Origin of the sequence: Acinetobacter sp. R933-2 (assembly GCF_030325485.1) — a bacterium.
Classification (GTDB): Bacteria; Pseudomonadota; Gammaproteobacteria; order Pseudomonadales; family Moraxellaceae; genus Acinetobacter; species Acinetobacter sichuanensis.
Genome location: NZ_JACAIJ010000018.1, coordinates 16271 through 41626 on the forward strand (window position 1 = coordinate 16271; position 25356 = coordinate 41626).

Annotated in this window: 18 protein-coding genes and 1 pseudogene; 11 read left to right on the forward strand and 8 right to left on the reverse strand. The window is 38.8% G+C overall.

Going from position 1 to position 25356, the window contains the following annotated elements; translation table 11 throughout:
- The first annotated feature begins 14 nt into the window (after positions 1 to 14).
- Positions 15 to 251, forward strand: coding sequence for a hypothetical protein (locus HX005_RS16710; protein WP_286378220.1), 237 nt, complete (start codon positions 15 to 17; stop codon positions 249 to 251).
- 403 nt (positions 252 to 654) lie between these two features.
- Positions 655 to 1644: pseudogene (locus HX005_RS16715) on the forward strand (hypothetical protein); the annotation flags it as partial.
- A 72-nt stretch (positions 1645 to 1716) separates the two neighbouring features.
- Here HX005_RS16715 and htpG read toward each other — a convergent pair.
- From htpG to HX005_RS16740, 5 genes are all read right to left on the reverse strand, one after another.
- Positions 1717 to 3636 (reverse strand): molecular chaperone HtpG, encoded by a 1920-nt coding sequence (gene htpG / locus HX005_RS16720; RefSeq protein ID WP_286378222.1) that lies wholly within the window; start codon positions 3634 to 3636, stop codon positions 1717 to 1719.
- A gap of 91 nt (positions 3637 to 3727) precedes the next feature.
- The gene (locus HX005_RS16725; RefSeq protein WP_286378223.1) at positions 3728 to 4078 is read right to left on the reverse strand and encodes a lysozyme inhibitor LprI family protein; all 351 of its coding nucleotides are present in this window, start codon (positions 4076 to 4078) and stop codon (positions 3728 to 3730) included.
- 176 nt (positions 4079 to 4254) lie between these two features.
- On the reverse strand, positions 4255 to 4836 hold the full coding sequence (locus tag HX005_RS16730) for an OmpW/AlkL family protein (RefSeq protein ID WP_286378224.1): 582 nt from the start codon (positions 4834 to 4836) through the stop codon (positions 4255 to 4257).
- 239 nt (positions 4837 to 5075) lie between these two features.
- Entirely contained in the window at positions 5076 to 6443 is a 1368-nt protein-coding gene (locus tag HX005_RS16735; protein WP_286378225.1) for a Na+/H+ antiporter family protein, read from the reverse strand.
- A gap of 94 nt (positions 6444 to 6537) precedes the next feature.
- Positions 6538 to 7410, reverse strand: coding sequence for an alpha/beta fold hydrolase (locus HX005_RS16740; protein ID WP_286378226.1), 873 nt, complete (start codon positions 7408 to 7410; stop codon positions 6538 to 6540).
- A 117-nt stretch (positions 7411 to 7527) separates the two neighbouring features.
- Between HX005_RS16740 and HX005_RS16745 the strand changes: the two genes are divergently transcribed.
- The 9 genes from HX005_RS16745 to HX005_RS16785 all read left to right on the forward strand — a co-directional run bounded on the left by HX005_RS16745 (position 7528) and on the right by HX005_RS16785 (position 17712).
- Positions 7528 to 8016: a DUF4442 domain-containing protein gene (locus HX005_RS16745; RefSeq protein WP_171405120.1), complete on the forward strand. Its 489-nt coding sequence runs from the start codon at positions 7528 to 7530 to the stop codon at positions 8014 to 8016.
- Positions 8017 to 8203: 187 nt separating this feature from the next.
- A complete protein-coding gene (locus tag HX005_RS16750) occupies positions 8204 to 9697 on the forward strand; it encodes a UvrD-helicase domain-containing protein (RefSeq protein ID WP_286378227.1) in 1494 nt (497 codons plus the stop codon).
- A 36-nt stretch (positions 9698 to 9733) separates the two neighbouring features.
- The gene (locus HX005_RS16755) at positions 9734 to 11107 is read left to right on the forward strand and encodes an ATP-binding protein (protein WP_286378228.1); all 1374 of its coding nucleotides are present in this window, start codon (positions 9734 to 9736) and stop codon (positions 11105 to 11107) included.
- A gap of 394 nt (positions 11108 to 11501) precedes the next feature.
- Entirely contained in the window at positions 11502 to 14339 is a 2838-nt protein-coding gene (locus HX005_RS16760; protein WP_107008394.1) for a monovalent cation/H+ antiporter subunit A, read from the forward strand.
- A gap of 3 nt (positions 14340 to 14342) precedes the next feature.
- The gene (locus HX005_RS16765; RefSeq protein ID WP_107008395.1) at positions 14343 to 14708 is read left to right on the forward strand and encodes a Na+/H+ antiporter subunit C; all 366 of its coding nucleotides are present in this window, start codon (positions 14343 to 14345) and stop codon (positions 14706 to 14708) included.
- Positions 14705 to 16510 carry a monovalent cation/H+ antiporter subunit D gene (locus HX005_RS16770; RefSeq protein ID WP_286378253.1) on the forward strand — a complete coding sequence of 602 codons (1806 nt, stop codon included), beginning with the start codon at positions 14705 to 14707 and terminating at the stop codon, positions 16508 to 16510. Before HX005_RS16765 ends, HX005_RS16770 begins: the two co-directional genes overlap by 4 nt.
- Positions 16511 to 17035, forward strand: coding sequence for a Na+/H+ antiporter subunit E (locus HX005_RS16775; RefSeq protein WP_286378229.1), 525 nt, complete (start codon positions 16511 to 16513; stop codon positions 17033 to 17035).
- Positions 17032 to 17307, forward strand: a complete 276-nt coding sequence (locus tag HX005_RS16780; RefSeq protein ID WP_107008398.1) for a monovalent cation/H+ antiporter subunit F — start codon at positions 17032 to 17034, stop codon at positions 17305 to 17307. The genes HX005_RS16775 and HX005_RS16780 overlap by 4 nt, the downstream gene beginning before the upstream one ends.
- A gap of 21 nt (positions 17308 to 17328) precedes the next feature.
- Complete coding sequence (locus tag HX005_RS16785; RefSeq protein ID WP_107008428.1) at positions 17329 to 17712, forward strand: Na+/H+ antiporter subunit G; 384 nt, start codon at positions 17329 to 17331, stop codon at positions 17710 to 17712.
- Between the two features lie 165 nt (positions 17713 to 17877).
- Here the strand turns inward: HX005_RS16785 and HX005_RS16790 are convergent, their stop codons facing one another.
- The 3 genes from HX005_RS16790 to gltB form a co-directional block, all read right to left on the reverse strand.
- A complete protein-coding gene (locus tag HX005_RS16790) occupies positions 17878 to 18768 on the reverse strand; it encodes a metal-dependent hydrolase (RefSeq protein WP_107008399.1) in 891 nt (296 codons plus the stop codon).
- A gap of 292 nt (positions 18769 to 19060) precedes the next feature.
- Entirely contained in the window at positions 19061 to 20482 is a 1422-nt protein-coding gene (locus HX005_RS16795; protein ID WP_286378230.1) for a glutamate synthase small subunit GltD family protein, read from the reverse strand.
- Positions 20483 to 20579: 97 nt separating this feature from the next.
- Positions 20580 to 25055, reverse strand: coding sequence for a glutamate synthase large subunit (gltB, locus tag HX005_RS16800; RefSeq protein ID WP_286378231.1), 4476 nt, complete (start codon positions 25053 to 25055; stop codon positions 20580 to 20582).
- Positions 25056 to 25356 lie beyond the last annotated feature (301 nt).

The window sequence follows — 25356 nt, forward strand, 5'->3', positions numbered from 1 at the left end:
CTAAGAGAGATATTATGACTGATACAAACCAAAATCCTGATCTTTATTCCCATGATTCAGCTCTAACAGATTCAACTCCAACAGAAGCACAAAAAGACAAGAAATCACGTTTTTCTCCGACTGTAAAAGGTGTCTTGATTGGTGCAGTTGCAGGCAGTATTTTGCCAATTTTTGGAACTTTTAGTGGTGCCTTGGTTGGAGGAATTGCAGGAAAAGTATATGAAAAGAAATATTGTACTCAAACAACCTAAATATGACCTTTAACTAACTCAATATAGCCCCTCTCATGCTGTTAAACACGTCACCATCCCTTATTTTGTATAAGATAAGGGATGTCACTGATATGCCAACCAGACTCAAACGCTTGTTTATTGTAATAAAGATGTAATTTGTAAATTAATGCGCATGCATCTATTGAAAAATCAACTATAATTTTCTTTATTCATTCAATGGCTTGAATGAAATTTATAAGTATTTTATTTTAAATCAAATAGTTGAATACAGAATATTATGGAAAATATTACACTCTCCGTTCCATTCAATAAAGTTTATATCCTTCTATTTAGCTGTTTATGCAGTGCGTATAGCTATGCTGATCAGGAAAAAAATTCAAGCGCAGTACCGCCTGTTTATATTCCACCTCCTGCCTTAGAAACAGATTTTAATGTTCTGGACTATATCCCTAAATTATTAGACGCTACACCCAATATTTTACCTGCTCAATCTGATGAACCTATTGTTCCTCATACTGAGTTAACAGAAAATTCAACATGGATAGATCAAAAACAAAAAGGAATCCGCAATTGGGCTGATCGTACTGCAAACCGTATGAATAATTGGTTTGGAGAAACTGATCCTAATGACCCTGCCTCTGCAACTTTACGTATTTTGTTAGATAACCGTTGGAACGAACATGACGGTTATGAATTTAAACCTCGTATTCGAGGCAAAATAAAATTACCTGCATTGGAAAATCGCCTCAGTGTCGTATTTGGTGATGACTCTCTAGATAATGAGATTCAAAATAATATTGCCATTACCAATGAAAATCCCAATAGTACTTCTGATAAGTCGATTGATGGTAAACGTATTCGTGATGATAACAGTTCAATTGCGTTACGTTGGTCACAGTTATCTAAGCGTTTACCTTTTGAGGTCGATGCCGATTTAGGTATTCGTTCTGGTAGTGATATTTATGCCCGTTTAAAAGCTGAAAAAGATTGGACGTTAAGCAATGACTTTTATTTTCATGCAGAGCAAATTTACCGTTATGGCATTGATAGTGAAAACTATTTACGTACCAATTTAGAGTTGACACATGCTCGTCCTAACCAAGCTTTTTTATCGAATCAGTTTTATATTACTTATGCAGATGAGCAAGATGATGACTTAACATGGGACAACCGTACTTATCGTCAACATCAGTTTTTTAAGGGAAATCGTTTTAACTACGGTATATATACAGGCGGTTTTTATAATGATGAACAATTACGTTTGAATAGTTGGGGACCTTTTATATCTTGGCGCCAACCCTTATGGCGTGAATGGTTCTATGTACAAGGTGATTTAAACTATTTTAATGATCATCGTGAAGATCGAAGTCATTATCCAAGTGCCTTAGTTCGTTTAGAAGCTTTATTTTAATATGAATATTCACTGCATTTAAATAAAAAAAAGCCTATCTCTACGATAGGCTCTCTTCCAACATTTTACGACTTATTTCAGTAATAAGTTGTTAATACGTTTTACATATTCCGCAGGATCATCTGGTAAACCACCTTCGGCAATCACAGCTTGGTCGAAGATGACATTCGCCAAATCATCAAACTGTGCAGAACCTTCCAACTTTTTCACCAAAGGATGTTCAGGGTTGATTTCCAAAATTGGTTTAGACTCAGGAACTGCCTGACCTGCCTGTTTAAGCATACGCACCAATTGCGGAGAAAGTTCACCATCACCCGTTACCAGACATGCAGGTGAGTCCACCAAACGTGTGGTCACACGGACTTCTTTGGTTTTAGCTTTGAGTGAATCAGACAGCTTTTCAACCACAGGCTTAAACTGCTCAGCAGCCGCTTCAAGCGCTTTCTTCTCTTCGGCATCCTGTAAGTCGCCTAAGTCAACTGCACCTTTAGCCACGTTTTGCATTGGTGTGCCGTCAAACTCATGTACGAACTCCATTGCCCATTCATCAACACGGTCTGCCATGAGCAGTACTTCGATGTCTTTTTTACGGAACAATTCAAGTTGTGGTGAGTTTTTCGCAGCAGCCAAACTGTCCGCAGTCACGTAGTAAATAGCTTTTTGCCCTTCTTTCATCCGTGCTTTATAAGCTTCGAGTGAAGTTGAAACTTCATCATTGTTTGAGGTCGAGAAACGTAATAATTTAAGAATACGCTCACGGTTGCCCATGTCTTCGCCCAAACCTTCTTTGATCACTGAACCAAATTCAGCATAGAAGGTTTTGAATTTCTCTTGATCTGCTTCATCTTCAGATTTTGCCAAGGCATCCAAAGTGGTCAGGACACGGCGTGTATTCCCTTCACGAATGGTTTTAACATCACGGCTTTCCTGTAACAGCTCACGACTCACGTTCAATGGTAAATCAGCACTGTCCACCACACCTTGCACAAAACGCAAATAGTTTGGAATCAGGTTGTCTGCATCATCCATGATAAACACACGTTTAACATAGAGTTTGATGCCTGCTTTGGCTTCACGGGTAAAAATATTACTGGCCGCTTTAGATGGAATATAAAGCAACTGGGTATATTCCGTGCTGCCTTCCACACGGTTATGTGCCCAAGCCAATGGCGCTTCAAAGTCATGGGTTAAGTTCTTATAGAACTCAACATATTGCTCTTCAGTAATTTCAGATTTATTGCGTGTCCATAAAGCACTTGCCGAGTTAATCGCTTCCCATTCATCCGTTTTCACATACTGACCGCCTTTAGGCTCTTCACCCTCAGCGACTTCTTCTTCCTGCCACACTTCTTTTTGCATTTCGATTGGCAAGCTGATGTGATCAGAATATTTATTGATGATTTGTTTAACTTTATAGCTTTCCAGATAATCCAAAGCATCATCACGTAAATGCAGAATAATATCTGTTCCACGTGAAGCCTTATTGATCACTTCAACTTCAAAATCACCTGTACCACTACTGACCCAGCGTACACCTTCAGCAGTATCTAAACCTGCACGGCGTGATTCCACCGTAATTTTTTCAGCAACAATAAAGCCAGAATAGAAACCTACACCAAACTGACCAATCAATTGCGCATCAGATTTTTGATCACCTGAAAGTTTCGACATAAAGTCTTTGGTGCCTGACTTGGCAATGGTACCTAAGTTATCAATGGCTTCCTGCTGACTTAAACCGATACCATTATCAGAAATGGTAATGGTTTTTGCTTCTTTGTCCAAACTGACACGAACATGCAAATCTGGATCATTTTCATAATATTCAGGATGATTAATCCCTTCAAAACGCAATTTATCGCATGCATCTGAGGCATTTGAGATGAGTTCACGTAAGAAAATTTCAGGGTTGGAATAGAGAGAATGCGTCACCAGATGTAAAAGTTGGGCAACTTCTGCCTGAAAACTATGTTTTTGTGCGCTTTGCTCGCTCATAAATCACTCCTTAAATTCATAACACATTTTTATTGAATGCTTTAGAAATGGAGTGACTTAAGAATATTTCAATAGCAGATGCTAATTTTTTTTAAAAAGGACCTTGCTTATACACACGATCCATATAGATATCGAGCTTTTGTTGACGCATTTGATAAACATCACTGAGACATTTTACATTATCTTGGCACTGATCTCTCAGTTGCAACCATTTAACTTGTTGATCTTGAATGACGCCACGTGTGCCCATAGGAACCAGTTTACGGATAATATTATAAGTTGTTGCCATTTTGACATCGGCATCATTTAAAACTCGATGCTCACATATTGCATGTTCTGTTTTGGTTTTCGCTGCGTCACATTTAAAACTCGCAGCTTGTGTATTTGATAGTAAAAAAATACTTGCTAAATAAATGATTCCACATAATTTTTTATTGATCATTTTAAACATTCTTCCATATCGCTAGAATTTAAGCATAAGAAATTTCATTACCGTTTTATATGCTTTTTTTGCTCTTTTTTCAGTATTTTATGCTGATACAGATTTTCAAAGACTTTTAAATAAAAAACCCCAGCAAATTACTGAGGTTTTTCAAGTGAAATAACTTATTCTAAAACTTAGAATTTATAGCTATAACCTAATGTATATACAATTGGGTCGATGTCTAAATCGAATTTAGTTCCATCTACTAATGTAACTTCAGGGCTTAACTGTGCATAACGAGCATCAAAGTATACACCCCAATTTTTTGCATCAGCAGGTTTGAAGTTCACACCAATCTGACCTGCAAAACCAAAGTCTTCTTTAACGTCTTTTGCAACACCCGACTCGTCCCATGCAACAAATGCAGTACCACCAACACCTACATATGGCGTAAATGGTGAAGAATTTTTCAAGTTATATTTCAATGTTACTGTTGGCGGCAAATGTTTAATTTTAGCAACTTTTTCATCATTTAATAAAACATCATGCGCAATTGGAGTAGCCAACAATAATTCAGCAGAAAATGGTGTTTCACCAAAGATATATTCTACAGATGGTGTGAATGCAAGCTCATGATCAGCTTTTACAACTGCTCCAGGTGCGATCGTTGTATCTTGTGTAGGTGAAATTAAAGAACCACCTACTTTCACTTGCCAATCAGCAAAAGAAAGTGTTGAAATCCCCATTAATGAAATAAGTGCAATTTGTTTTAACATTTTTAAAAATCCCCCAAAATAATTATATTAATTATTAAACACATCAATTAAATTTGATGCAAGTCTCATTTTTAAATATTTTGTAATGTTATTTTTAAAATATTGAAATATTTAAATATTTATTTAATCCATATCAACCAAGTTGGTTTTAATCTCAACTTGGTTGGTCATTATATTGATTATCAAGAATATGATAATGAATATCATTTTTATTGCATTATAACGTTTTATTTAAAACTTTATAATACCATTGCAGCAATCCAACCAAAAATCATTAATGGAATATTAAAGTGAATAAAGGTAGGAATAACACTATCTTTCATATGGTCATGTTGACCATCCATATTTAAACCTGATGTTGGACCTAAAGTTGAATCTGATGCTGGTGACCCTGCATCACCAAGTGCTGCTGCTGTACCAATAATTGCAATTGTTGCCATAGGACTAAAACCAAACTGAATGCATAAAGGTACATAAATAATAGCAAGGATAGGCACTGTAGAGAATGAAGACCCAATACCTAAAGTAATCAACAAACCAATCAAAAGCATCAAAAAGGCAGCTAAAGCTTTGCTATTACCAATCCATTCAACTGATGCTTGTACTAATGCAGGAACTTGATTTGTTGCCTCAATCACAGATGCAAAACCTTGAGCAGAAATCATGATAAAGCCAACTAAAGCCATCATGCGCATACCTGAAACAATGACATCATCTGCCTCATTCCATTTAAAAATTCCTGCACAACTTAAAATTGCAACACCTACTAAACCAGCCAAAATCATTGATTCTGAATATAACTGTACGGATAAAGTTGCTATGATTGCAAAAAATGCCATGATCAATGTAAATGTTGCAATTTGCGGTTTGCCATCTTGACCTGATTTGACTGCATCAGAAATTTGTTGGGATTTATTTTCAACTTGAATATCTTGATAATATCGTGGTTTACGATAGCTGACGAACAACGCAAATAATAAACCCACAAACATGCCCAGTACAGGAATCGCCATAGCTTTGGGAATTTGGTCATAACTAATTGAAAAACCATAAGGCTTACCAAAAGTATTAATATTTTGACCCAAAATATCATTGAGGAAAATCGCACCAAAACCAACAGGAACTAACATATAAGTTCCACATAAACCGAATGTTAGTAAACATGTCACTGCTCGGCGGTCTAAATTCAGATGATTAAAGACGCTTAATAAAGGTGGGATTAGTACAGGAATAAAGGCAATATGAACAGGAATTAAATTTTGTGAAGAAATTGCAGCCAAAACTATCGTAAAAAAAATGACAAACTTGACTGTTTTTTGTGTAGAAACATTAGCATCAGCTTTTAACATGTTAATGAGTTTGTATGCTAATAAATCAGGTAGTCCTGATTTTGCTAAAGCAACTGCAAAAGCACCCAATACACCATAAGCCAGTGCAATTTTTGCACCACCCCCTAAACCATTATTAAAAGCTTCTAGAGTCCCTTGTAAACCAAGTCCTGCCAATAGTCCGCCTGTCATTGCACCAATAATTAGAGCAAAAACCACAGGTACACGAGCTAGAGATAGTCCAAACATAACTACAATAGCAGCAATAATTGCGATCATAAGATGAGATGAATAGAAAAAGGGGCATTTTAACAGAGAATTTGTACAAAACTGCCCCTTTTATCGAGATATTATTCAACTTATTTAGGTTGTATTAACTTTGATTTTTCGTAGCAAAATTACGGATATATTGAGCAATTTCTTGTGGACGACTTAAAACAGCCCAATGGTTTGCATCTACCTCGACACGTTCAAATTTTTCTACCCATTTTGGCATTTCATCAATCAATTCAGGGCTAACAAACTTATCGCGTTTTAAGACAACCGCTTGCACAGGACATACTGCATGACGTTGACGTGGTTTAAGTAATCTTGGTGCAAAGTTAGCACGATATAGTGCTATCCCATGTTCACCATCTTTTGAAATATTTGAATTCAGTGGTAGCCCTTTGGTTTTTTCCAGTTGGCTTAAAACGATGCCCCAACGTTCAGGATTGAAAAAATGCCAAACGGTTGGTGCAAGCACTGGAAGTTGGAATGCAACGATATACCAAGATTTAAATAACTGTTTAAAAAATTTAGATTTTTCATGTTTAAATTGATCACGCATCCAAAATGCAGCATGATCTAAACATGGACCTGAAATTGTTGTATAAGATAAAATACGACCTTTAAATTTTGCTTCAGTCACAGATTCCCAAGTTTGAATTGAACCCCAATCATGCGCAGCTAAATGAAAATTACGATCTGCAAGTAGAGCATTCACAACACATTCTAAATCTAAAGATAAGCGCGGTAATGCATAATCACGAATACGTTTTGCGACAGAAGACTGACCTGCGCCACGTACATCGTAGGTTACAATGTAAAAATCTGTTATTAATTGTTCAATAATTGGCTCCCATACTTCCTGATTATCAGGATAGCCATGTACCAAAACTAAAGCAGGGTTTTCAGGCTTACCCCATGTTTTTGCATAAAGTTTTTGTTGGTCTTGTGTCGAAATCCAATGAGTTTGTGCTTGCATTTAAATACCTTTTTATTTTCACATTGACTACGCAATGGCGGTCTTGGGCATTTCGATCAATGCCACATCACAATCGTTTATTTATTATGATCTAAAATATGTGAATTAGAATTGACCATGATTAGCCTGATCAAGAAACTACAGACAATCCCCTTAATTTCAAAATTTTTACTTAACCATTATTCACCTTATAAAGGCGCAGGTATTGAAATAGAAATTTTGGATCTTAAAAACTACCATATTCGTGTAAAAATGCCACTCACTTATAAAAATCAAAATGTCGTGGGTACACATTTTGGAGGTAGTTTATATTCAATGGTTGATCCTTTTTATATGCTGATTTTAATGCATCATTTAGGTGACCGTTATATCGTGTGGGATAAATCTGCCACCATTCATTTTTTACTTCCCGGGCGAGATACGGTTTATGCTGATATTCGTTTAGATCCGAGTGAAATTGAACATGTCAAAAATTTGGCAGAAAATTATACGCCTGTACATCGTAATTATATTCTCAATATTTTTGATGGTTCTGGTTCACGAATCGCCGAAGTACACAAAACTGTTTATATTCGTCGGAAAAAACCACGTCCATTTAAACGTTAATTTGTTAAAAATCCGAAATGAATTTCAAATATTTGTTATTCATCAATATATTTAGACTTTGTTCTTCTTCACCTCAGCATTTAAAAAAGATCATTTCCCATCATTGGAAAATTTAAACCTCACACTTGGTTGTTTTTTGCTATGATGGCATATCTCATTTTCTCTCTTTTAAAGACTTTTCAATACTGTGTCCGATATTTTTAAAGCTACTTCAGAACAAAATTTTGCTATTGCAGAGGCACAAAAGGGGCAATCATTTAAAGTCATTGCCTATGCAGGCACAGGGAAAACAACAACACTGAAATTGATCAGTGATGCAATGCCACAACGCCGTGGCATGTATTTAGCTTTTAATAAAGCAATCGCAACCGAAGCTCAACATAAGTTTCATCGTAATGTTGACTGTCGTACATTTCACTCCTTGGCTTTTCGCAGTGTGCCACGAGGTATTACTGATAAATTACGTCTCCCACGTTTAAGTCCAAGTTTTATTGCAAAAGAATATCGTCTCGAACCTATTACGCTACGACGTTTAATAGGTGGACGTTATGAACGCTATGCACTCATGCCAAGTCGCTTAGCCAGTTTAGTGGCAAATGCAGTGAGTTATTTTTGCTCAACCAGCTCACAATATCCTGCTCCTCGTCACATCCAAGCACCGAGTTGGTTACATCCTGATGATATAGAAAGTTTGCAAAAACATCTTTATCCTGCTGTAGAACGTCGTTGGTTAGAATCTATTGATCAAAGTCATCAGGCAGGTATTGGGCACGATATTTATTTAAAGTTGTGGGCATTGTCGAGCCCTATTATTCCTGCAGATTACGTTTTGTTTGATGAAGCACAAGATGCTGATCCACTTATGCTGGGTATTTTATTACGACAACGCAGTACGCAAGTGATTTATGTAGGCGATGCACATCAACAGATCTACGCATGGCGTGGTGCAGTCAATGCAATGCAGCAAATGCCTTTACCTGAGTCACGTTTAACGACTTCATTTCGTTTTGGTGAGTCCATTGCAGACGTTGCCAATAGTTTATTGGGAGCCTTAAATGAAACTGTTCCTTTATTAGGTAATCCTGAAATGCGCTCAAGTGTGGTCAATAAACCCCATACTAAAATGCGCGATGCAATTTTATGCCGTACCAATGCCCGTGCTATGGAGCTTTTATTGTCTGGTTTGGTACAAGGCGATAAAGTCAGTTTACAAGCCGATCATGCCAAATTAAATCGTTTTGTCGATGCAGCAAGTCTACTCAAACAAGGTAAACGTGTTGTAGATGTACCAGAGCTTGCATGGTTCAACTCATGGCATGACGTACATGAATATTGTGAAACAAATGATGGTAGTGATATCAAGCCCTTAGTCAAACTTGTAGATGATCATGGTACAGAACCTCTCAAAAAAGCACTTGCCAAAATCACCCCAATAGAGCAAGCTGATTATGTCATTTCTACAGCACATAAAGCCAAAGGTTTAGAATGGAATCGGGTACACATAGAAGATGACTATCAATTTAAAATCAATGGATTAGAGCATAAAATCAGCGATGAAGAACTAAGGCTACTTTACGTTGCTTGTACACGTGCAAAATTAAGTCTTAATATCCATCATATTTATGATCTTATTCAACAGTTAAAAATCAAAACTCCTTTAAAAGCTCAAATCACTGCATAAAGCTCTAAACTTTTATTTATATTTTGCAGGTATAGTATGAAAATTCTCTCTATCCATTTGCGTCATGTTTTTCATTTTACTGATCTAAAACTAGAATTAAATCCAACACAATATCCTGTTGCTATTATTGTGGGTCAGCAATCTTCAGGCAAAACTGCAGTTTTAAAAAACTTGTATCAAGCTCTGACATGGTTCTCAGCACGTTTTAAAGACTTACGTACTGCGGGTGTCGTCATGTTAGATCAAGATATTATGCAAAATCGAGTACAGGCAAAAGTTGATATTGCAATTAAAATACCCAATGAACTCGGTACATTAGCTGAAAATAGTCACTCTCATTCACAGGATTTATCTATCTGTTCATGGCAACTCTATAAAACATTAAATGCCAATGGTGTCGGGATCAGCCGTACAGAAATGGTTGAATTAGAGCAGCTTGCAGCTTTATATACAAAAGCAATTCAACAAGACCCTTTACAAGGTTTACCTCTGATTGCTTATTATCCTGCTGAACGTTTTATTAATGAAGTTAATTTACTCAGCAAAAACAATCCTGCGGTCATGCAAACCTCAGCAGCCTATGAGTTAACAGCGATTCCATTTACTACTTTTGCTCGTTTTTTTGAATGGTTTCGAGAAATTAGTGATATTGAAAATGCTCAATCTGCACAACTATTCCAACAAATTTTAAATGAAACTTCACTCAACAATTCAGCTCAAAATGATACACAAAATCTGCAAAATGCTTTATTTCAAGCACGTAGTCATTTGCAGACACCAAGTTTACAAGCACTTGAAAATAGTTTGAAAATTGTTTTACCAGAACTTGATGATATTTTTATTGAATATAAGCCTAAATTACAACTTATGGTGACTTACCAAGGCACAACGCAATGTTATCAGCAACTTTCCAATAGTATAAAAAATTGGATTGCCTTAGTTGGCGATCTTGTTCGCCGTTTATGTTTACTGAATCCTTTGAGTTTGTATCCTTGTCTAGAAGGTGATGGTATTTTACTGATTGATCATATTGATGTTGATTTAGATGAAACTTCTGCTTCAAATATTTTGCTGCGTTTACATCAAGCTTTTCCACAAATTCAAATCATTAGCAGCAGTTTGCACAGCTCTATTTTAGAATCTGCACATCAGTTCCAATGTTTTGAATTAAAAAATCAAAAAATTCAGGAAATCAAAATCAATGAATATCAAAATGATTTAGCAAAACTCTATGAACGTCTACAACATGTAGAAACAGAGCTTTCATCAAATGAAGTCGCAACAGAGTCAAACCCAACGGTAGAGCAACTTTTTGCTCAGTTTCAAAATATGTCGGAACAAGAACAACAGCAACTTCGTACTTTGTTACATATTGATGATGACCGTTCATCACAAACGTTTTTATCTTAACATGATGATGAAGTACAAATTTTATACTTGATTAGGCTCATAATTTTTCAGCTAAATTATTCTTATATATTTCGTTATATTTTTGTTTTTTATTCGTTCACTTAACCGAAATAAAAGCCTTGTAACTTTTAATCATCATCCTAAGGCGTACAATATTCTCGTCTGCGCAAAAAAAGGTTTGATGTTATTTTATTCATGTAATAGTATAAAATATCATTTATTTCTTAGTGTAAAGCTCGGCTTTATTTTTACATTAAGTTTCTCAGGTTGCGCAACACAACTTGTTTTCTTACGATTTTTTCGGCTTTCAAGATTTAAGTCGTTGGATGGTTCTTTGCTGTCCTCAAATGCTTGAAAGATAAATTCATCATAGGTTCTCGACCTATTCAAGACAATGGATACACGTGTGCTACCGATTATTATATTGCTACCGTTAATTCTAGGCACAACCCTTGTCTCGTGGCTGAAGCAGTTTTCTCGTGGGGCAACTGCATTCGGTGCGATTGGCATCAGTTCAGCAAGTTTAGGCTTGTTACTTTCACAAGCACCGCAAGTGTTTCAAGGTCAAGTCATTTCCGAATCATGGCAATGGCTTCCTCAAGTGGGAATTGATTTAAGCTTTCGCTTAGATGCATTGGGTTTAATTTTTTCGTTGCTAATCACAGGCATTGGCACGCTCATTTTTATTTATGCTTACTTTTATTTAAGCCCCAAAAATTCTTTAAGTAAGTTGTATGTTTTACTGATGCTGTTTATGGCAGCAATGCTTGGAATCTCTCTTTCCAACAACTTAATTATTTTGTTAGTTTTTTGGGAATTAACCAGTATTTCTTCCTTTCTCTTGGTTGGATATTGGAGCAATTATGATGCGGCACAACGTGGTTCACGTATGGCTTTAACCATTACAGGCATGGGCGGTTTAGCCATGCTGGGTGGTTTTGTGTTGCTCGGTCAAGTGACACAGACTTATCAAATTGATCAAATCTTAACGATGTCAGAGACGATTCAAAATAGTCATCTTTTTGTCCCTATTTTATTACTCATTTTATTAGGTGCATTTACCAAAAGTGCGCAGTTTCCTTTTCATTTTTGGTTACCAAATGCAATGGCTGCACCAACGCCAGTCTCTGCTTATCTGCATTCAGCCACGATGGTGAAAGCGGGTATTTTCTTACTGGCGCGTCTATTGCCTATTTTTGTTGGCTCAGCACTTTTTCATAATATCGTGACGACTGTTGGTCTTTTCACGCTATGTATGGCTGCATTTTTTGCCATTTTTAAAGAAGATTTAAAAGGTCTATTAGCCTACTCGACGATTAGTCATTTAGGACTCATTGTTTGTTTGTTAGGGATCGGCTCACCACTCGCTGTTGCTGCTGCAATTTTCCACATTATCAATCATGCGACATTTAAAGCTGCATTATTTATGATTGCAGGAATTATTGACCATGAAACAGGAACACGTGATTTAAGAAAGCTCAGTGGAATTTGGCAATTACTTCCCTTTACAGGCACTTTGACCATGATCACTGCTGCCTCTATGGCAGGTGTTCCGCTCACCAATGGTTTCTTATCTAAAGAAATGTTCTTTACTGAACTGTTGGCAAATTTATCAGGTGGATATGTCGTCCTTGCTGCCATTATCGCCACTTTAGCAGGCTTATTTGCTGTCGCTTATTCAACACGTTTGGTTCATGGTGTATTTTTTGATGGTGGTTTAGGCAAAAATGTTCCAAATAAAGACGCCCATGAACCACCGATAGGTATGCGTGCACCAGCAATTTTATTGGCTGTTTTATGTATCGCCGTTGGTCTAATGCCTGCGCTACTGGTTGAAAATATTGTCAATATGGGCACACGTGCCAGTACACAACTCCATCAATTTGAAGGTGTACATTTAGCAATTTGGCATGGTTTTAACTTGCCATTGCTCATGAGTGCGATTGCTTTAGTGGGTGGTATCATTTTTTACTTTGCTTTAGCCAAAGGCAGTCGTATTCGAGACATAGATTTAGATCCAAAACTTGGACCTTTTCAGGGCTATGTGTTATTTGAAAATTTCCTTAAATATTTGTTGCTCTACGCACGTAAAATTAAACAAAAAACAGAAACAGGCTCATTACAAACTTATCTCTTTTGGATCATCGCCTTTAGTGTCGTTTTAGTTGCAACGCCTATGTTTAATCAGGGTTTAGCGACAGGCACACGCGAACTGACCAAAGCACCAATCATCGCAATTGTCTTATGGATGGTTTTATTCTCTGGTTGTTGGATGATGCTCTGGTTCCATCATGAGCGTATTAAAGCAGTGCTTATCAGTGGTGCTGTTGGTTTAGTGGTGACGATGGTATTTGTCACCATGTCCGCACCAGATTTGGCATTAACCCAAATCACAGTCGATGTGGTCACCACTGTTTTATTATTAATGAGTTTGTCGTTATTACCACAGCTTACACCGTATGAATCTAGTCGTACCCGACGTTGGCGTGATGCAGTTTTAGCAATAGGTGGCGGTTTAGGTATCGGTTGGATTGCTTGGCTTATTTTGACACGTGATCATAACTCAATTTCATGGTTCTTTGCACAGCAGTCTATGCCTTTAGGCGGTGGCTCTAATATTGTCAATGTGATCTTGGTGGATTTCCGTGGTTTTGATACTTTCGGTGAGATTACAGTTTTAGGAATTGCAGCTATTGGGGCACTCTGCCTTATGGATGGTATGCGTGCGCATGGCACAACCATGACCCAAGGCTTAACTTTCCGTTTTAATCCCTCTCCATTGATGTTTCGTATGACTGCTTCATGGGTTCTACCATTAGCTTTAGTTGTTAGTCTTTATATTTTCTTACGTGGACATAATCTACCTGGTGGCGGCTTTATTGCAGGTTTAATTACCTCAATGGCATTGGTGATTCAATATATTGGTTTGGGGCAAGATAAAGCGGAACAACTTTTACGTGCTAAATCAGGTCGTTTATATGAAATTTGGATTGGTTCTGGTTTAGTCATTGCAGGAATAACAGGTCTTGCTGCTTGGTTATGGGGAAGACCATTTTTAACGAGTGCTCATATTTATGCTGAGACCAGTATTTTTGGTACCTTTCATCTCGCTTCAGCCGCAGCTTTTGACTTAGGGGTATATATTACTGTTGTTGGTGCAACCATGTTGCTCATTTCTGTTCTTGGCGACTCTCGACATTCGAGTATGTCAGGCCCTGTACCTAAGGAGTAACTTATGATCAGTTTAGAATTTTTACTTGCCTCTGCAATTGGTCTATTGGTTGCAACAGGAATTTATTTATTACTACGTGCCCGTACTTTCCCTGTCGTTTTAGGTCTAGCCATGATTGGTTATGCGGTTAATTTATTTCTATTTGCTATGGGGCGTATTCAGACCAATTCACCTGCTATTTTAACCAATGCGGCTAAAATTACCGATCCATTGCCTCAAGCTTTAGTATTGACTGCGATTGTGATTGGCTTTGCAACTACTGCCTATATTGTACAACTTGCTTTACGTAGCCGTTATGAATCAGGAACAGATCATGTGGATGCCAAAGATGAGCCGAGCAACTTTGACTCACGTGAGGATGCGCCATAATGAACTTCCTTGATTTTTGGCTTCAACATATGCCTATTTTCAGCATTCTTATTCCTGCTTTCACAGGTTTTTTGCTGATTTTATTGGGTAATCCTGGTTCTGGTTCACTGGCAAGTGACTGGCGACAACCTTGGCGTCGTAGTATCAGTTTAACTTCGGCTACTTTAGGTTTTGCAACAGCAATTTATTATTTATATCAAGCAAATACAGGTCAAATCTTTGTTTATGAACTCAGTGAATGGTCTGCTCCATTTGGTATTGTACTGGTTTTAGACCGCTTATCTGCATTGATGCTGGTTTTGACTTATGCGCTTGCAACGCCTTTAATTTGGTTCGCAAGTAAAGAATGGGATGCACGTGGACGTTATTTCCATGCAATTTCTCATTTGTTGTTAATGGGAATTTGTGGTGCATTTTTAACAGGTGACTTATTTAACCTGTTCGTATTTTTTGAAATTTTGCTGATGGCATCCTATGTATTGTTATTACATGGGCAAGGTAAAGCTCGTTTTCAACTTGGTGTTCACTATGTCACCATCAACTTACTGGCTTCTGCACTCTTCCTCATTGGTTTAGGCATGATCTACGGCAGTGTTGGTAGTCTAAATATGACGGATGTTGCTCGAATCATCCCGACTTTAGAAAATGATCAACATACTTTAGCCGTTGCAGGTGGGTTATTACTCTTTGTTGTTTTTGGTATTAAAGCAGCTATGCTGCCTGTAGGGTTTTGGCTACCGAAAACCTATGCAGTTGCTGCAACTCCGATTGCAGCACTGTTTACCATCATGACCAAAGTGGGTATTTATGCCATTTTAAGAGTCAATGGAACAGTCTTTCATGATGAATGGGGACAACAGATTTTTAGCAATTGGCTATTACCGATCGGACTAGTGACTTCGCTATATGGTGCAATTGCAGCGCTTGGTGCAGAACGTTTAAGACGTTTTGTTGGCTTTATGATTTTGTCTTCTGTAGGCACTATTTTGATTGCTGTTTCATTGCTCAATGAAGCTGCATGGATGGCAGGTCTATATTATATGGTACACAGTACCATCATTGCTGCCTCATTTTATTTATTGTGTGGTTGGATTACGTCACAACGTGGGCAATTTAAAGACCATCTCAAAATTGCACCTAAAATGAAACAAGACAAAATTGTTGCAATCACATTTTTTATCATCGCTTTGATGATGGCGGGTTTACCCCCCTTCAGTGGCTTCTTAGGTAAAGTTCTGATTTTACAAGCGACAGCAGATTCTCCATATCAAATATGGATTATTGTGATTGTTTTATTGGTCAGTTTGTTGAGCATTATTGCATTTACACGTGCAGGTTTTGTACTGTTTTGGCGTGCAACGACGCCTGAAGATAATCCAAAAGAAGAAGCTTTTGCTGCATATCAAAAATTACCTCATCAAGCCCCTGCTCGTAATGATAAAACCATTTATCTGTTATTAACGGGTTTGATATTCTATGTGATTTGCGCTCAACCCATTGTTCATTATTTAGAACTGACAGCAAAACAGCTCAAAGATGCTGACTTATATCAAAAAACGATTTTAAAAACAGATCGTGACCAAGAGTATATTAGCGTACAACCTTTTGATCCAAACTACCTACCTGAAACAAAATATGGTGGCGAAAACCCAGATGCAAATGCGCATTTTATTCCTTATATTATTTCGCCAGATACACTAAAAGGTGATCATATTTCTGAATATAAGCAACGGCAAATTCAACATCAGGAACATGAGTTAACCCCGCTTGATGACACTAAATTACAGCCTATGGAGCAATAAATGAAAAAAAATATTTCATTCCTTGACCGCTGTTTACCCCATCCTTTTGTTTCTTTAGTGGTGGCTTTAAGTTGGCTCATGTTGGGGCATAGTTTTGATCCTTTTGATATTTTTTGTGCTGTCTTATTGGGTTTAATCATTCCTAAGCTGATACAACCTTTTATTGTACGTACGCCAAATATTCATTGGGCTTTGGCATTTAAGCTATTTTTTGTCGTACTCTGGGATATTATTATTTCCAATATTCGCGTGGCTAAACAAGTTTTAGGTCTAACCAAAAACCTAAAACCTAAATGGTATCGTGTACCTTTGGATACCGATCATGAGCATGTGAATACATTATTGGCAATGATCATTACCACAACACCCGGTACAGTGACCGCAGGAATTGACCAAGAACGAGGGGATATTTTGGTTCATTCTCTCAGTTCGGATGACCCAGAAGCAGAAGTTCAAGAGATCAAAAGCCGTTATGAAATGCCTTTAATTGCCATTTTTAATGCCACTCAAGGAGATGATCAATGATTATTTTGCAATATGCATTGGGAATTTTTTTAGTGGCGCTGACCATCTCAATGTTCTTATGTTTATATCGTTTAATTATTGGACCTTCTATTGTTGACCGTCTATTGGCTTTAGATACTTTGTTCTTAAATGCAACTTGTTTAGTCATTTTACTCAGTATTTATTGGGCAAGTACCAATCTATTTGAAGGTGCATTATTAGTCGCTATGCTTGGTTTTGTTTCAACTGCCGCTTTAGCACGTTATTTTACCATTGGTCATGTCATTGATTAGGAGCACGATATGGAAACAAATATGCAACTGATCATGGAAGTTATTGTTTCGTTCTTTTTGATTATTGGCGCATTTTTTTTATTGGTTGGTGGAATCGGCATGGTTAAATTGCCCGATTTATTCATGCGTTTACATGCACCCACCAAATCCAGTACCTTAGGCTTAGGTAGCGTATTATTAGCAGCAATGATTTATGCTGCATTTCAAGGACGTTTTGGTTTTGCCGAGTTACTCATTACGCTATTTGCATTTATCACAGCACCTGTATCTGCAAATTTAATCGCACAAGCAGCCATCCATTTACGTTTACGCTCAACCTCAGGAGATGTACCCGAAGCTTTAGATCGACCATTACCATGGCAACGTCAGCGTAAAATCAAACAATTTGAAGATGACGAGATCTAAACAGGTCATTTAAATCAATGAGCATTTTCAATCTGTAAATGCTCGTTTTATAAAAGTTAATTTTAAATACTTAAATCTGGGCTTTATAAATAAAGACGATAACGTGATCAGCATTTTCAAAGATAAAAAAACCAATGCTGAACATTGGTTTTTATAAAATTTTATTTAGCTATACAAAGGTGGATGTACATCTTCTTGGAAGCTCTCCATCCCATAATCATCTGCTAATTTTTCTTTCCAATATGCCACGATTTTTGAATAATCAATTTCATCAGGGTGAAAATCTGCTTTGTAATACGACAAGTATTCAGGAATCAATGAAATCAACATCTTGGAAATCATATACATTCCAAAAAGATTTTGAGGTACTTTTGGTAAGCTTTTCTTCCAATCCTGCATAAACAAACGTGTTGCAGAATAAAATGTCAAACTTGCAAAACCAGTTGTCACATTACGCATGACTGAACGGCGCACTTTATCATCATGATAAATCGCTTGATATACATCAAAAGCCACAGCGCGATGTTCAATTTCTTCAATCGCATGCCAAACCCAAAGCTTAATCGCATCATCATCTAAAGTTTGTAACACTTCAGGGTGACGTAAAATATAGCCACCGAGCAATGCCGTAAAATGCTCAAAAGCTGCAGTTACCGCCAATTGTAATTTTGGATGTACGCTTTTAATAAATGCATCACGACGTCCTAACCAAGCTTGAAAGCTATCTAGATTATAATCATCACGACGCCATGCATCATTAAAATCTGCATGTGCCTTAGAGTGCATCGCTTCCTGACCAATAAAAGCCGCAATCTGAGCCTGTAACTTCTCATCCGTAATTTTGTCACGAACATTACGTACACTATGCACAAAAAACTGTTCACCAATTGGAAAGGTTGATGAAAGTGCTGTCAATAAATGCGACATTACAGGAGAATTCGCAAAAAAATGTCGACGAATATTTTTCGGATTAAAGCTTGGCTTACGCACTTTAATACCAATCGCTTTAGGACGATTTAAATATGATTTTTCTTTCGCAACCTGAGCAACTGTCATAGGGATAATCCTACATTTGTTGGAATTTGACCCTATAGTGACAGATCAAATTCATTTGTATATTGCCAAAATGATCACACAATTGACAAAAAAGATAATCATGTCATTTAAGCCAATAACTAACAAAATATAAAACCAGAAATCAAACATAAAATATTGAATAATAAATATTTAATTAAAAAATAAAAACATAAAATTTTACATTCTTACTTTACCTTTCATCGTAAAAACAAAACCCGCATTGCTGCGGGTTCTGGAAATGGGTCTTTGGAGTTTTAACGAGATCGTCCAATCAAACGTCAAGGTAATCCAAAATACCTTCTGCTGCCTGACGACCTTCCCAAATTGCAGTTACAACCAGGTCAGAGCCACGCACCATATCGCCACCCGCAAATATTTTCGGGTTGGATGTCTGGAATTTATATTGTTGCTGTTCCGCTGCAATCACACGACCTGAACCATCAAGGTTAATGTTTGAAGCACCAAACCAATCAGCAGGAGAAGTACGGAAACCAAATGCCAATAAAACTGAATCTGCTGGTAACACTTCCTCAGACCCTGGTACAGGTTCAGGGCTGCGACGACCACGGCTGTCAGGTTGCCCCAATTGAGTCGTTACAAATTTGACGCCAGTCACTTTGCCATTTTCACCCACAATTTCAATCGGCTGACGGTTAAACTGGAATTCCACACCTTCTTCACGCGCATTTTTCACTTCACGACGTGACCCTGGCATGTTTTCTTCGTCACGACGGTATGCACATGTTACAGACTGAGCACCCTGACGAATCGAAGTACGGTTACAATCCATCGCAGTATCACCACCACCTAAAACGATGACTTTTTTGCCTTCTACACTAATGTATTCAGATGGATCTTTTTCCCAGCCTTGAGTACGGTTGACATTGGCAATCAGGAAATCGAGCGCATCCACCACACCATCCAGATCTTCACCTGCGAAACCACCTTTCATGTAGGTATAAGTTCCCATGCCCATGAACACAGCATCATAGTCTGCAAGCAATTGGTCAATGGTGATATCTGTACCAATATCAGTATTTAAGCGGAATTCCACGCCCATGCCTGTGAAAATTTCACGGCGACGTTTCATCACATCTTTTTCCATTTTAAATTCTGGAATACCAAAAGTCAGCAAGCCGCCAATTTCAGGGCGTTTGTCAAAGACGACTGGTTTTACACCATTGCGCACAAGGATGTCTGCACAACCCAAGCCCGCAGGACCTGCACCAATGATCGCGACTTTTTTGTCTGTCCATTTCACAGACGACATGTCTGGACGCCAACCTAAAGCAAATGCCGTATCGTTAATGTATTTTTCAGCATTACCAATAGTCACTGCACCAAAACCATCATTCAGGGTACATGCCCCTTCACACAAACGGTCTTGTGGGCATACACGACCACAGACTTCAGGCAAAGTATTGGTCTGATGGCACAGTTCAGCCGCTTGGAAAATGCGACCTTCCGCAATCAATTTTAACCAGTTCGGAATGTAGTTATGGACTGGACATTTCCATTCACAATAAGGATTACCGCAACCTAAACAACGGTGGGTCTGATTGGCTGCCACTTCTGCTGTATAAGGTTTATAAATTTCCACAAACTCTGCTTTGCGGACATTAATATCTTTTTTCTCTGGATCTTGGCGTGCTACATCCAGAAACTGAAAGTCATTATTGAGGCGTTCTGCCATGTCAATCTCCGTGGGTTGGATGTGGATCACTTCTATACCATTCACTTGTGTATATCGTTGAAGTTATCCACACCTACCTAATATTTGAGTCGTAGAATTATTGTGGATCTGCTTGAGTTCTTTTCAAAAGCGTTTGTAAATTCGCCGCTTTTGGTTTCACCAGCCAGAATTTACGGCTGTAGAAATCAAACTCATTGCGGATCTTATACGCCCAGGCACTGCCCGTTTCAGCAATATGTTCATCCAGAATACGAAGCAGGAATTCTTTGTGTTCTTCCATTGATTCTGTAGAAATACGGTTTAACTCGATCAGTTCATGGTTGTAGTAATCTACGAAATCATTATCCAAGTCAAGTACATAAGCAAAACCACCAGTCATACCTGCACCAAAGTTGTGTCCAACTTTACCCAGTACAGTGACAATACCGCCAGTCATATATTCACAGCAATGGTCGCCTGCACCTTCAATCACGGCAAATGCGCCTGAGTTACGGACTGCGAAACGCTCGCCTGCTGTACCTGCTGCAAATAACTTACCGCCAGTTGCACCGTACAAACAGGTATTACCAATGATTGCGGTTTCCTGTGTCTGGAATGGTGAACCTTTTGGTGGGAAGATCGATACACGACCGCCTGCCATACCTTTACCGACATAGTCGTTGGCATCACCTTCAAGGCTGATGTGTAAACCGCCTGCATTCCATACGCCAAGCGACTGACCTGCTGTACCTTTCAGGTTCATTTTCACAGGATGTGCTTCCATACTCAGGTTGCCATAACGTTTGGCAATTTCACCTGAAATACGCGCGCCGATTGAACGATCACAGTTACCCACTGTGAAGTGATATTCACCACCCGTACCTGCTTCAATTGCAGGCAGCATTTCTGCCACCATTTTCTCCGCCAATACACCTTTATCGAATGGCTCATTGCCCTGAACCTGACAATATTGTGCTTTACCTTCTGCAGATGGATGCGACTCAAGCAATGCACTTAAGTCTAAATGTGTATGTTTAGCGGTTTCACCCGGTAACATTTCCAATAGATCTGTACGACCAATCAAGTCTTTCAATGATGCTACGCCCAATGCCGCTAACCATTCACGGGTTTCTTCCGCAATAAAGTGGAAGAAGTTGATCAGCATTTCAGGTTCACCGATGTAGTGTTCCTGACGTAAATGATCCTGTTGTGTTGCAACACCCGTTGCACAGTTATTTAAATGGCAAATACGCAGGTATTTACAACCTAATGCAATCATTGGCGTAGAACCAAAACCGAAGCTTTCTGCACCAAGAATGGCTGCTTTTACAACGTCCAAACCTGTTTTTAAACCACCATCGGTTTGTACACGAACTTTGCCACGAAGGTCATTCACACGTAGTGCCTGATGCGCTTCGCTTAAACCCAATTCCCACGGTGAACCTGCATGGTGAATCGAAGAAAGTGGAGATGCTGCTGTACCACCGTCATAACCTGAAATGGTAATGAAGTCAGCATAGGCTTTTGCCACACCTGCAGCAATCGTCCCCACACCCGGCTCAGACACCAGTTTGACAGACACCATCGCTTGAGGATTGACTTGTTTTAAGTCAAAGATCAATTGTGATAAATCTTCAATGGAGTAAATATCATGGTGTGGTGGTGGTGAAATCAGAGTCACGCCTGGTACTGAATAACGTAAACGTGCAATTAAGCCATTCACTTTACCACCCGGTAACTGACCGCCTTCACCCGGTTTTGCACCTTGTGCCACTTTAATCTGCAACACTTCCGCAGATGTTAAATAAGCAGGCGTTACACCAAAACGACCCGATGCAATCTGTTTGATTTTCGAGTTACGGATTGTGCCATAACGTGCAGGATCTTCACCGCCCTCACCTGAGTTTGAACGACCACCAATGGTATTCATCGCAATCGCAATTGCTTCATGCGCTTCAGGAGATAATGCACCCAATGACATGCCTGCTGAGTCAAAACGTGGCAGAATTTCTTCAACTGACTCAACTGCTTCAAGCGGAATTGAATTTTCAGTTTTCAGTTTTAATAAGTCACGAATGGTGGCAATCGGACGTTTATTCACAAGCTCTGCATATTCTTTAAAGTCAGCATAGTTGCCTGAACGTACTGATTTATGTAGCGCATTGATCACATCAGGGTTAAATGCATGGTATTCCTTATCGAATACAAATTTCAGTAAGCCACCCTGTTCAATTGGCTTACGTGATTTCCACGCCGTTTCAGCCAATTTTTTCTGATCATTTTCCAGGTCTTCAAAAGTCGCACCTTTAATACGGCTTGGAACACCTGTGAAACATTTGGCAACCACTTCGTCAGACAAGCCCACCGCTTCAAACAACTGACCGCCACGATAAGAGGCAACAGTTGAAATCCCCATTTTCGACAGAACTTTCAATAAGCCTTTGTCGATCCCTTTACGGAAGTTGGCTTGTGCATGGATTGGATCACCGAGTAATTCACCTTTGGCAATCAGGTCATTGATGACATCATAAGCAAGGTATGGATAAATCGCAGTTGCACCAAAACCTAAAATCACCGCAAATTGATGCGGATCACGCGCAAGCGCAGTTTCAACAATGATGTTGGCATCGGTACGTAAACCGACATGAATCAAGTGGTGGTGAATGGCACCGGTGACCATTGCCGAGTTTGCCGGTAAGAAACCTTCACGGATTTTCTTGTCTGAAATCACCAATAATGTTTTGCCATCACGCACAGCTTGTGCTGCTTCTTCACAAATTCGTGAAATTGCTGCTTCCAGACCTTCTGATTCAGGATAGTTCAGATCAAGATCAGCAATCTCATATCCTTTACGACCACTGGTACGAATCTGATGCATTTTCGAATTTGACAGAACAGGACTTGAAACAATCAAGCGATCTGCATGTTCAGGACCTTGCTCAAAGACATTTTGCTCACGCCCCAAACAAGTTTCCAATGACATTACGATGGACTCACGCAATGGGTCAATTGGCGGGTTGGTCACCTGTGCAAATTGTTGACGGAAATAATCAGTCACATGGCGAACCTGGCGTGACAAAACTGCCATCGGGGTATCATCACCCATGGAGCCAACTGCTTCCTGACCGCTTTCAGCGATTGGACGCAACAATTGATCACGTTCTTCAAAAGTCACCATAAACATTTTCTGTGCAGCTTTTAAGGCATCGCCTTTTAAGCCTTGGTCACATAAATATTCTTCAAGCTCAGGACTGCCTTGTACACGAACTGAGTTTTCACGTAGCCATTCACGATATGGACGCATTTTTTTCAGGTGATTGCTGACATCTTTGGTATCAAGCATTTTGCCTGTATGCGTATCAATGACCAAAATCTGACCTGGACCGACACGACCTTTGGAGACTACATCTTCAGGCTCGTAACCCCAAACACCAATTTCTGATGCCAGTGTGATATAACCATTTTTGGTGATGACCCAACGTGCAGGACGTAAACCGTTACGATCCAACATACAAATCGCATGACGACCATCCTGAATCACTAGTCCCGCAGGACCATCCCAAGCTTCCATATGTTTTGAGTTAAACTCATAGAATGCACGTAAGTCAGCATCCAAAGTTTCCACGTTTTGCCATGCTGGTGGTACCAACATACGTAAGGCACGGAACAAGTCCATACCACCACCGACCAAAATCTCAAGCATATTGTCCATACTTGAAGAATCTGAACCGGTACGGTTTACGATTGGGTTTAGATCGGTCAACCCTGGTAATAATGGGTTTTCAAATTTAGGGGTACGTGCTGCTGCCCAGTTACGGTTCGCTGTAATGGTATTGATTTCACCATTGTGTGCCAAATAACGGAATGGCTGTGCCAATGGCCAGCGCGGTAAAGTATTGGTCGAGAAACGCTGATGGAATACCACAATGTGAGAATCTAAACGCTCATCTGCAAGGTCAGTATAAAAGTCTGCAATATATGCAGGCATCATCAAACCTTTATAACTAATCACAGTCGAGCATAAGGTTGTGACATAGAAATACGGGTCATTGCTGATTTGCTGCTCAGCACGACGACGTGCCATAAACAATTTACGATTGAACTCAACCTCTGTCACACCCATTGGGCAATTGACAAAAATCTGTTCAAATGCAGGCAATGACTGCATGGCGATTGAGCCTAAAGCATCATTATTGGTTGGCACAACACGCCAGCCGATCACTCGGCAACCTTCATCTTCAATTTCTTTGGTTAAAATTTGTTTGGCGTGTGCTGCAAGTGCAGGATCCAGATTTAAAAATACTGTGCCGACTGCAAAAATTTCACTGAGCGTAATATCACTAATTTTTTTTGCTTCTTCACGGAAAAATGCTTTTGGCATTGCCAATAATAATCCGCAACCATCGCCTGTCTTACCGTCTGCAGCAATACCACCACGATGCGTCATGCAACTTAAACTATGAATTGCGGTCTTGACTAAGTCATGACTTGCATCACCCTGCATATGGGCGATCAAACCGAAACCACAGTTATCTTTGAACTCATCCGGTTGGTATAAACCTTGAGCGGGAGCTACAGTATTAGGCGATGGCATGTGCATAGCGTACCCTTCTTTTAATCAACGCCCATATGGGCAAAAAATCTAATATTTAAAATCATTTAGCGTATTAAGCTTCTATTTAGTAATACACCTTAGATTCACACTACTCCAGTCAGTTTTGGATTAAATTGCAAGAAATTTTTTCTTACTTCATGCACTCATTTAAAGCAATGGTTCTGACCAAAATTGTACACTAATTAAACTATATTGCTCCAAAAGAGGGACAATCAACTTCATTAGTGCACCAATAAAGCAAAAAATATGCCAAACTTTATTTTCATTCACTAAACAACTC